The organism is Anabaena cylindrica UHCC 0172 (assembly GCF_034931625.1).
Taxonomy (GTDB): Bacteria; Cyanobacteriota; Cyanobacteriia; order Cyanobacteriales; family Nostocaceae; genus Anabaena; species Anabaena cylindrica_A.
This window is the reverse complement of sequence record NZ_JAYGGY010000086.1, coordinates 72336-82178: the sequence shown is the minus strand read 5'-3', so window position 1 is coordinate 82178 and position 9843 is coordinate 72336. Positions and strand designations below refer to the sequence as shown.

The 9843-nt window shown below is 35.7% G+C and carries 14 protein-coding genes; 13 read left to right on the top strand and 1 reads right to left on the bottom strand.

The genetic code is table 11. The features are described from left to right. Positions 1–98: 98 nt before the first annotated feature. On the top strand, positions 99–557 hold the full coding sequence (locus VB713_RS18395; protein WP_323312958.1) for a hypothetical protein: 459 nt from the start codon (positions 99–101) through the stop codon (positions 555–557). Between the two features lie 3 nt (positions 558–560). After that, complete coding sequence (locus VB713_RS18390) at positions 561–1529, top strand: SUMF1/EgtB/PvdO family nonheme iron enzyme (protein WP_323312957.1); 969 nt, start codon at positions 561–563, stop codon at positions 1527–1529. A 334-nt stretch (positions 1530–1863) separates the two neighbouring features. Here VB713_RS18390 and VB713_RS18385 read toward each other — a convergent pair whose 3' ends face one another. After that, positions 1864–2604: a dienelactone hydrolase family protein gene (locus VB713_RS18385; protein WP_323312956.1), complete on the bottom strand. Its 741-nt coding sequence runs from the start codon at positions 2602–2604 to the stop codon at positions 1864–1866. Positions 2605–2758: 154 nt separating this feature from the next. On the opposite strand from VB713_RS18385, the gene VB713_RS18380 reads away from it, so the two are divergent. From VB713_RS18380 to VB713_RS18335, 11 genes are all read left to right on the top strand, one after another. Then, the gene (locus VB713_RS18380; protein ID WP_323312962.1) at positions 2759–2905 is read left to right on the top strand and encodes a type II toxin-antitoxin system HigB family toxin; all 147 of its coding nucleotides are present in this window, start codon (positions 2759–2761) and stop codon (positions 2903–2905) included. A gap of 16 nt (positions 2906–2921) precedes the next feature. After that, positions 2922–3077 carry a hypothetical protein gene (locus VB713_RS18375; RefSeq protein WP_323312955.1) on the top strand — a complete coding sequence of 52 codons (156 nt, stop codon included), beginning with the start codon at positions 2922–2924 and terminating at the stop codon, positions 3075–3077. A gap of 60 nt (positions 3078–3137) precedes the next feature. Beyond that, entirely contained in the window at positions 3138–3389 is a 252-nt protein-coding gene (locus VB713_RS18370; RefSeq protein WP_323312954.1) for a hypothetical protein, read from the top strand. Between the two features lie 121 nt (positions 3390–3510). Beyond that, the gene (locus VB713_RS18365; protein WP_323312953.1) at positions 3511–5892 is read left to right on the top strand and encodes a phosphoketolase family protein; all 2382 of its coding nucleotides are present in this window, start codon (positions 3511–3513) and stop codon (positions 5890–5892) included. 138 nt (positions 5893–6030) lie between these two features. Beyond that, on the top strand, positions 6031–7860 hold the full coding sequence (locus VB713_RS18360) for a WG repeat-containing protein (protein ID WP_323312952.1): 1830 nt from the start codon (positions 6031–6033) through the stop codon (positions 7858–7860). A gap of 6 nt (positions 7861–7866) precedes the next feature. Beyond that, positions 7867–8121 (top strand): hypothetical protein, encoded by a 255-nt coding sequence (locus tag VB713_RS18355; RefSeq protein ID WP_323312951.1) that lies wholly within the window; start codon positions 7867–7869, stop codon positions 8119–8121. 104 nt (positions 8122–8225) lie between these two features. After that, positions 8226–8396, top strand: a complete 171-nt coding sequence (locus tag VB713_RS28285; protein WP_416242454.1) for a type II toxin-antitoxin system RelE/ParE family toxin — start codon at positions 8226–8228, stop codon at positions 8394–8396. Between the two features lie 10 nt (positions 8397–8406). Beyond that, the gene (locus VB713_RS18350; protein WP_323312950.1) at positions 8407–8736 is read left to right on the top strand and encodes a helix-turn-helix transcriptional regulator; all 330 of its coding nucleotides are present in this window, start codon (positions 8407–8409) and stop codon (positions 8734–8736) included. A 75-nt stretch (positions 8737–8811) separates the two neighbouring features. Continuing rightward, positions 8812–9012, top strand: a complete 201-nt coding sequence (locus VB713_RS18345) for a hypothetical protein (protein ID WP_323312949.1) — start codon at positions 8812–8814, stop codon at positions 9010–9012. After that, positions 9009–9188 (top strand): type II toxin-antitoxin system HicA family toxin, encoded by a 180-nt coding sequence (locus VB713_RS18340; RefSeq protein WP_323312948.1) that lies wholly within the window; start codon positions 9009–9011, stop codon positions 9186–9188. Before VB713_RS18345 ends, VB713_RS18340 begins: the two co-directional genes overlap by 4 nt. 46 nt (positions 9189–9234) lie before the next feature. Then, entirely contained in the window at positions 9235–9753 is a 519-nt protein-coding gene (locus VB713_RS18335) for a DUF29 family protein (protein ID WP_323312947.1), read from the top strand. Positions 9754–9843 lie beyond the last annotated feature (90 nt).

The following is a 9843-nucleotide window of genomic DNA, read 5'->3' as shown; positions in this document are numbered from 1 at the left end:
GAGAGCTATGAGGCTTATTCTGTCTGCATTTTAACCATTTTTGTCATCCCGTCAGCACCGAACTAGAACAGCAGTTAGCTGTAACATCTGCACCGCAAATGCAGATAGTAGGAAATCAACTGCAATTAGTAGAAAATCAATTACAGCAAATAGACGCAAAATTAAATATTGTCATTGTTAATCAGGATTCTCTATTAAACCGTTATAATGCTGCTGAACAATCCATCCTCAGAGTTATTATTGAACAGCTAAATCAGACACAATTAGCTTTTGCAGAAAATATGTTAAATGCAGTAGTAGCAAATCAAGTATCTGAGTCGGAAATGCTGCAAATGTTGGCAGTGTTAGAAGAACGCATACCTTCTTTACCACCTAGTAGTCAAGCGGAAGTTGCAGAAATTATTAAATCTCCTGAATTAGATGCTAAACATAAAATTACGGTTACTTTACCTCTTGTTCCTTTTCTGATTAATTATGAAGGTGAACTAGAATTGGGAACTGGTTTTAATATCAAGTCAGCTTTAGAGTTAGTTATGAATAAACTAGGGAGAAAGTAAAAGGTGGATTTGCGTCAGCATTTGGAAGAAGAATTAAAAAAAGATTATCAACTACTTAAAGAGTTTGAAGATAGGAAACGTAATGAAACAAATCCACGTCTAATTAATCAATATAATAGTGATATTGAGAGAATTGAACAACAAATTATTGAGCGTCAGCAGAAGTTAAATAAATTAACTCAAACTTCTCCAAATAATGAAAAATCAATTATCGAAGATTTGGGTTTTGGTGTAAAGTTAGAAATGATTTATATTCCTGGTGGTACATTTACAATGGGCGCACCAGAAAAAGAGGAAGGTAGTCGTGATAGTGAACGTCCTAGACACCAAGTAACTTTACAACCTTTCTATATGGGGAAATACACTGTTACCCAAGAACAATGGGAAAAAGTTGCTGGTTTTTTTCCTCAAGTCACAAGAGAATTAGATCCACATCCTTCTCATTTCAAAGGTGATAAACTACCAGTAGAGCAAGTGTCTTGGCTCGATGCGGTTGAATTTTGTGCTAGATTGTCTAATAGGACAGGAAAAAAATATCGCCTACCCAGTGAAGCTGAATGGGAATATGCCTGTCGTGCTGGTTCGGCAAAACCTTTTGCTTTTGGTGACACAATCACCACAGATGTGGTAAACTATAACGGTAATGCCACTTATGGTAATGCCCCGAAGGGAGAATTTCGAGGAAAAACAACGCCAGTAGGAACTTTTAAGCCCAACGCCTTTGGTTTACATGATATGCACGGCAATGTTTGGGAGTGGTGCGCTGATACCTGGCATAACAACTATGAAGGAGCGCCTACTGACGGAAGTGCATGGATAAATGAGAATGATAATCAATATTGTCTGCTGCGGGGTGGTTCTTGGATCAACATTCCTAGTATCTGCCGTTCCGCGTATCGTAACTACTACGTCCGCGATAACCGCACCTTCATTTTTGGTTTTCGTGTTGTCTGCGTTGTTGGGAGGTCTTAGTAGCCCTTTGCACTCTTGTCCTTTTTACCTCTGCTCTTTTCCTCTTTACCCTTCTCAAGCGTAACGGAGTGGAGCGATCTTTTTTTATTTTTTGCCTATTACAGAAATTTGAACTATTCAATTCAACAGAAACTTTCAAAGCCTTGGTTTCATTTATAATAACACATAAACCTGAAGCTGTAAATCAAATTTGCAAACAGCATAATAATTACAATACCTTCGCTATTTTTTGTAGGTTGGGTTAAGCGACAGCGCAACCCAACAAAATTCTGTAAATGTTGGGTTTCCTAACGTCAACCCAACCTACAATTTTCTTAATTGTATGGCTTTATGATTACCTTTTAAACTTCCTCTCCAAGAAAGCGATAATTTCCTGCCAAGCTGAAGTAGCAGCAACAGCATCAAAACGATAACCATCATCTCTCATGAAAGTATGTTCCGCTTCATAACAGAAAAATTGATGAGGTATTTTGGCAGTTTCTAAAGCATTAATTATCGTTTGTCGGTCATTTTCAGAAATATGCGGATCTTGAGTTCCAAAAATCAACAACATTTCTCCTTTAATTTCCTCAAATCTGTGAATAGTATCTGCCACACCTTTACCTAATTTACCGATAGGAATACCTGTAGGATAACAAGCAACACAAGCTTCAATTTCACTTTCAAAAGCAGCGCGAAAAGCCAAATGTCCACCAATACAAAAACCCAAAATGCCGATTTTATCAGCAATAACTGAATTATCATTTTTGAGAAAATCAATTACAGCGCGAGTATCAGCATCATATTCAGAAATTAACGTCCGTCGTGCATCATCATTACCCCGCATTCTCCCAAGATCATTCGGTTCAATAACAGAACCCACAGGTTCAATGCGGTGAAAAATTTCCGGTGCTGCGACAACATAACCAAATCCAGCTAAATAATTAACTAACCGAATTATGGCATCACCTAATTGATAAATATCACTGTAAAAAACAATTCCTGGATATTTCCCTTCTGGTTTAGGAGATGCGACATAAACCCGCATTAAACTATCATCAACTCTTAATTCAATATTGCGTTTAACGATTTGCATTTTTCGGTTTTGGGTAATGTGTTAATTTGTAATTCTTCAGATTTAATAATAATCAGTAAATTTTCCTAAAATACCTGATTTTATAAAGAAGTCGAATTTCGTAGTTTGACACGCATTCTGTATCTCTAACTAAGATGATGTACTATCATATACAATAAAGGATATATCGGAAGATGCAAAACCTAAATGGGAGAATTTTATTCAATTACGTCAAGTATTCCCATCGGCTGATTTAGTTGGAAATTTTACCGTTTTTAATATTAGTGGTAATAATTACCGACTAATTGCTTTGGTGGACTAAAGTATTACTTGAAGAATTGAATTTAGAACCAAAGGCTTTAATATCGATTTTTGAAGAACAAAATATTTTATATGATGTTTTCAGTGGAAAACAACAAATGACTGTTAATCACATAGACAAACTGGCTAAATTCTTTCATGTTTCTCCTGCTGTATTTTTAAAAGAGGTTTAATTACTCCCAATCTACCATGATACAATTAGATAAAATCATAAAATAGAGGTCAAAATCATCATGGAACAAATTAACTTAGAACTAGATAGACTCACACTTGAAAGAGCCAAAACCCTGGCGATAGTCAATCAATCTACCTTATCAGAATTGATAACAACAGTAATTGCCCGTTTAGCAAAAATTCAGGAACAAAAAGACCCCTTGATGGGATTATATGCCGATATTCCAGAAGTAGTTGATGAAATTTTAGCTGAAGCTATGGAAAAAAGAGGACATAATCTCATTTCCTCCTCTTTGCACCTCTGCGTCTGAAGCGTGAGATAAAAAAAATATTTAACTTCTCATCGAAACAATTAATCACAGGTAAGATGACACAGAGTCAGCAAACTAATACACTGACACCATTCGTGCAAATACCATTTTGGAGTTTGATATGACCTTAGCCAGCACTCCACAAACACAGTCTTTAACAGATACGGAATTACAGAAAATCAACGCCTACTGGCGTGCAGCTAATTATCTCTCAGTTGGGCAAATATACCTCCTCGACAACCCTCTACTGAGAGAACCACTCAAACAAGAACACGTCAAACCCCGACTATTAGGACACTGGGGAACCACACCAGGACTGAACTTTATTTATGCTCACCTGAACCGAGTCATTAAAAAGTATGACCTGAATACAATTTACATAGCTGGCCCCGGACATGGTGGACCCGGACTTGTTGCTAACACTTACTTGGAAGGAACTTATAGCGAATATTACCCCAATATCTCCCAAGATGCGGGAGGGATGCAAAAACTGTTTAAACAATTCTCCTTCCCTGGTGGTATTCCTAGCCATGTTGCCCCAGAAACGCCTGGTTCTATTCATGAAGGCGGAGAATTAGGATATTCCATTGTTCACGCCTTTGGTGCTGCTTTTGATAACCCTGATTTGATTGTTGCGGCTGTTGTGGGTGACGGGGAAGCAGAAACTGGGGCTTTAGCTACTGGTTGGCACTCTAACAAATTCCTTAACCCTGCTACTGATGGTGCAGTTCTCCCAATTCTGCATTTGAATGGATACAAAATTGCGAATCCTACAGTATTAGCACGGATACCTCATGCAGAATTAGAAAGCCTGTTTATCGGCTATGGTTATAAACCTTACTTTGTCGAAGGTTCAGATCCGGCGGAAGTCCACCAAAAAATGGCGGCAACTTTAGATATTATTGTGGCAGAAATTCAAGGTATCCAGAGAGAAGCCAGGATACATGGTTTCAAAGAAAGACCGCAATGGCCAATGATTATTTTGCGGACTCCCAAAGGTTGGACAGGCCCCAAGGAAGTTGACGGGAAGAAAACAGAAGATTATTGGCGATCGCATCAAGTCCCCTTTGGTGATATAGCTGGTAAGCCAGAACACCTACAACTTTTAGAAGACTGGATGAAGAGTTACAAACCCGAAGAACTCTTCGATAGCAACGGTAAACTCATTCCTGAACTTGCAGAACTAGCACCCCAAGGACATCGCCGCATGGGTGATAATCCCCACGCCAATGGCGGTATTTTACTGCGTGATTTAATCATGCCCGAATTTGAAAACTATGCTGTAGCCGTACCCAAACCAGGTAAAGTTAAAGCCCAAGCCACTAAAGTTACCGGTGAATTTCTGAGAGACATCATGAAACTCAACCAAGAAAGCCGCAACTTTCGTGTCTTTGGACCCGATGAGACAGCATCAAATCGCCTCAGTTCGGTATTTGAAGTTACAGACCGTACCTGGGTAGGAGAAACTCTCCCCGAAGATGACCATTTATCACCCAACGGAAGAGTCATGGAAATCCTCAGCGAAACCAACTGTCAAGGCTGGTTAGAAGGCTATCTGCTCACCGGTCGTCACGGCTTTTTTTCCTGTTATGAGGCATTTATTCACATCATTGATTCCATGTTCAACCAACACGCTAAATGGTTGAAAACAACACATAAAATTTCTTGGAGAAGAAAGATTGCTTCCCTCAATTATTTGCTAACTTCCCACGTTTGGCGACAAGATCACAACGGTTTTTCTCACCAAGATCCTGGTTTTATTGACCATGTAATTAATAAAAAAGCCGAGATTGTTCGCGTATACCTGCCACCTGATGCTAATACCTTGCTATCAGTTACTGACCATTGTTTAAGAAGTCGTGATTATGTCAATGTCATAGTTGCTGGGAAGCAGCCAGAATTACAATATTTAGACATGGATGCAGCAGTTAAACACTGCACCAAAGGCTTAGGTATTTGGGAATGGGCTAGTAATGATAAAGATGGTGAACCAGATGTAGTAATGGCCTGTGCTGGAGATGTTCCTACCTTAGAAACTTTAGCGGCTGTAGATATTTTATGGCAACATTTCCCCGATTTAAAAGTGCGTGTTGTCAACGTTGTTAATTTAATGACGCTACAACCACAAAGTGAACATCCTCACGGTTTAAGTAGTAAAGATTTCGATACAATTTTTACTACCGACAAACCGATTATCTTTGCATTTCATGGCTATCCTTGGCTAATTCATCGTCTCACCTATCGCCATACTAACCACAAAAATCTTCATGTCCGTGGTTATAAAGAAGAAGGAACAACAACGACACCTTTTGATATGGTGGTGATGAATGATCTAGATAGATTCCACTTAGTTATGGATGTCATTGATCGTGTACCAACATTAGGTTCTAAAGCGGCTTATATGCAACAAAAAATGCAAGATAAGCTTATTGAACACAAACACTATATCCGGAAACACGGCGAAGATATGCCAGAAATCCGCGATTGGACTTGGCCGTATTGATAATTAAGTTAAGCTGATTTTATAGGTAAGGGTTTAGCAGTGCTGAACCCCTACATATCTAAGGTTTTTGTAATCTTGTAAAAATCCATCTTCCTTGATGCTAGAATTTAAAAGCCAGGGTTATAAAAATAACTTTCTATGATTGGTAATATTCTCCGTCAACGTTACAAGATTATTAAAGAACTAGAACTCAAGAAAGGTGGGTTTGGGGAAACTTACCTTGCAGAAGATTTAGATATTCCCGTGAGTCCTAAACCAGTTTGTGTGGTGAAACGTTTAAAACCTACAGAGATTGACAGGGATAGTATCCGTTTATTTGAACAAGAAGCAAGAATTTTATATGAATTAGGACAAAATCACAATCAAATTCCTAAATTGTATGCCCATTTTCAGGAAGGTGAAGACTTTTATATAATTCAAGAATTTATTGAAGGTAAAGATTTAACTAATGAAATCAGCCCTGGCAAAAAGTTGAGTGAAAGTGATGTAATTCAACTGTTAAGAGATATTTTAGAAATATTAGTTTATGTCCATGATAACAAAGTTATTCATCGAGATATTAAACCAGACAATATTATGCGCCGTAAAGATGGGAAATTAGTATTGATTGATTTTGGTGCAATCAAACAAATTAATACTACTATTGCCATGAAATCAGGCTCTACTACCCGAACTATTAATATTGGTACATGGGGATATAAGCCTTTAGAACAGGCTAGAGGTAAACCTAAATTTAGTAGTGATATTTATGCTTTAGGAATGATTGCAATTCAGGCATTAGTTGATCTATCACCACGCTTATTAGCAGAAGATGATGATGGTGAAATTATTTGGATTGACCAGGTTGAAATAAGTGAGAAGTTAGAGCAGTTTATCTCTAAGATGGTACGTTATGATTGGAAAGAACGTCATAGAAATGCAAAGGATGCTTTGGAGGAATTAAATAAAGTTTTCGTCAATAATCAAATATTATCACTAATATCTAAGTTAATTCCGGTTAAACTTAACGGTAAATATGGATATGTTAATGGTGGTCAATTAGCCATTTCCTGTCAATTTGATGAAGCTTTGGGTTTTTCGCAAGGAATTGCAAGTGTGAAAGTGGGAGAAAAATGGGGCTATATAAACACTTGTGGTCAAGTGGTTATTCCGTATTATTTTGATAATGCTTTGACATTTACTGAAGAACTTGCATCAGTAAGAAAAGGAGAAAAATGGGGCTATATTAATACTAGTGGTCAAGTAGTTATTGATTTTCAGTTTGATTTTTCATTGGGATTTTCTGAAGGAATTGCCGTAGTAAAAAAAGGAGAGAAATGGGGCTATATTAATACCAGTGGTCAAGTAGTTGTTGATTTTCAGTTTGATACTGCTAACTCATTTTCTGGAGGACTTGCAGTGGTAACAAAAGAGAAAAAAAGGGGATATATCAATACCACTGGTAAAGTATTTATTGACTGTAATTTTGATTATGCCTGGCAATTTTCTGAAGGACTTGCTGTAGTAAAAATAGAGAATAAATTTGGATATATCAACAGCACTGGTGAAGTAATTATTGACTGCGATTTTGATTTTGCTAAGTCGTTCCAGAAAGGGATAGCATCAGTCAGAAAAGGGGATAAATGGGGATATATCAACAGTAATGGTAAATTTTTTATTTCTTGCGAATGTGATTCTGCTGGTTCATTTCATGAAGGACTTGCAGCAATCAATAAAGAGGATAAATGGGGATATATCAGCAGTAATTTTCAAATCGTTATTCCCTACCATTTTGATAACGCTAAGTATTTTTCTGAAGGACTTGCAGCAGTAAGTAAAGGAGGAAAGTGGGGATATGTCAATACCACTGGACAAATCATTATTCCTTGTAACTTTGATGATGCTGATAATTTTCAAGAAGAACTAGGAAAAGTAACAATTAATGGCAAAGATTACTTAATAGATAAAACAGGAAACATTGTTTATTAACTAAATATGACTAATGATAAAATTAAAACAGTTATCTGGGTAAACTCTGCCAAAGAAGAACTTCTAGAATTTACTGAAGATGTAATTGATGAAATTGGATATATTCTCTATCGCGTGCAAACTAATCAAACTCATCCTAAAATCAAGCCATTAAAAGGATTTAGTGGAGTATTTGAAATTCGCAACAATTATCAAACCGATACATACCGCACTAGACCTCTTGCAGAATTCATTTTATGTTACAATGGGGGTTTGCCTTAATTTTATCCAAAAGTTAGAATTAAACGCCTATCTTTAAATTTGCGATCATAACAACACCCAAACGCACATAAAACCTAAAACCTTCAATTGTACCACAGAAACAATTGTGCAAGAGGTCTACTATTTATGCTATAAAAATAGATAATGCTGTTTATATTCTCCATGCTTTCAAGAAAAAATCACCCAAAGGGATAAAAACACCTCAACAAACTATTGATTTAATTCATCAGCGATTACAAACAGCAATCCAAATTTCACAAATTAGACAATTATGAAATAAAGATTATGTTAGATTATACAATCAGTTCTGGCAACATATTTCAAGATTTAAGATTTGCTAATGCAGAAGAAAAACTAGCCAAAGTTAAATTAGCTTCGGTTATTGCAGATATTTTAGAACAGCAACAAATCACACCTCAACAAGCCGCACAAATTTTAGGCTTAGAACTTGAACAAATAAATAATTTAACTAACGGTATTCTCAAAGAATTTACAATTGAAAATTTATTAAGTTATTTAATTAAATTAGGTCAAAATGTAGAAATAACGGTAACAAATCAACAGCCATATAAATCTCAACCAAAAATTAATGTTGTCTATCAAAAAATTACTTAATGCTAGTTGATATTTAATTTTTTAAAAAATCTGATATAATTTAGTTCAAGCCTTTACTTATAGGTTGAGATAATCATGGAAACAATCACTAAAAAAAAATATATTTATTGGCAAGATGAGGATATGTTTATCGGTTACTTAGAAGAATATCCTGATTATTGGACTCAAGGAAATTCCTTAGAAGAACTCCAAGAGAATTTATTGGACTTATATCACGAATTTGACCATAATAATATTCCTGCTATTAGAAAAATTGCCGAGTTAGAATTATTGTGAAAAGAAGAGATTTAATTAAAGAGTTAGAAGAAATTGGTTGTATTTTTATCAGACATGGTGGTAATCATGATTGGTATCAAAATCCTCTCACCAAAGTTTCACAACCAATTCCTAGACATCGAGAAATTAACGATAATTTAGCTAAACATATTCTAAAAATGTTGCAAAACTATTAATTTTTCTTCGTTGATGTTAGTAAATTTTTAAATTGAGGTAATCAATATGACACAGGAATTAATAGACCTCAGAAATAGTATTATAGAACAACGTTACAGCGATGCTTTGGCTATTGTTGATGAATTAGAGGGGATGAGTAAACAAGCCATATTACGAAATATTCAAGCATTTTTAAGGATTCTGTTAATTCATTTGCTTAAAAATCAAATAGAACAACGGTTAACTAATTCCTGGGTTGCTTCTATTCGTAATTCATTAATAGAAATTAAAAAAGTAAATCTCAAAGAAAATAAAAAATCCTATTATATTAACCAAGATGAATGGGATATTTGGTTAGAAGAAGAAATTGAATTAGCAATAGCTGATGCGAGTTTAGAAGTGTTAAATGGGATTTATAATGAATTTCAATTAGCAGAAATGGTAAATAGAACCGAGGTAATTTCTATCGCTGGAAAATTTTTGGAATTGACTTATTTATATTCTGTGAAAGAATTACCAAAAACAATTGCTGAACTGTTAATTCAGTTACCCGGTGGTGAAGACTGGAAGTTAGGGAAAAGGTAAGATTATAAACACATTCATTTTTAACACAGATACATAGATATGGAAATGATGTATCTAATAATCATTAATGATCAATGACTAATAACTAAA

Bases quoted from the DNA above. Each gene is read 5' to 3' on its own strand.
- VB713_RS18360 (WP_323312952.1), top strand. From the start codon at position 6,031: ATGATTGGTAATATTCTCCGTCAACGTTACAAGATTATTAAAGAACTA.
- VB713_RS18335 (WP_323312947.1), top strand. From the start codon at position 9,235: ATGACACAGGAATTAATAGACCTCAGAAATAGTATTATAGAACAACGT.
- VB713_RS18370 (WP_323312954.1), top strand. From the start codon at position 3,138: ATGGAACAAATTAACTTAGAACTAGATAGACTCACACTTGAAAGAGCC.
- VB713_RS18355 (WP_323312951.1), top strand. From the start codon at position 7,867: ATGACTAATGATAAAATTAAAACAGTTATCTGGGTAAACTCTGCCAAA.
- VB713_RS18345 (WP_323312949.1), top strand. From the start codon at position 8,812: ATGGAAACAATCACTAAAAAAAAATATATTTATTGGCAAGATGAGGAT.
- VB713_RS18395 (WP_323312958.1), top strand. From the start codon at position 99: ATGCAGATAGTAGGAAATCAACTGCAATTAGTAGAAAATCAATTACAG.
- VB713_RS18365 (WP_323312953.1), top strand. From the start codon at position 3,511: ATGACCTTAGCCAGCACTCCACAAACACAGTCTTTAACAGATACGGAA.
- VB713_RS18385 (WP_323312956.1), bottom strand. From the start codon at position 2,604: ATGCAAATCGTTAAACGCAATATTGAATTAAGAGTTGATGATAGTTTA.
- VB713_RS18350 (WP_323312950.1), top strand. From the start codon at position 8,407: ATGTTAGATTATACAATCAGTTCTGGCAACATATTTCAAGATTTAAGA.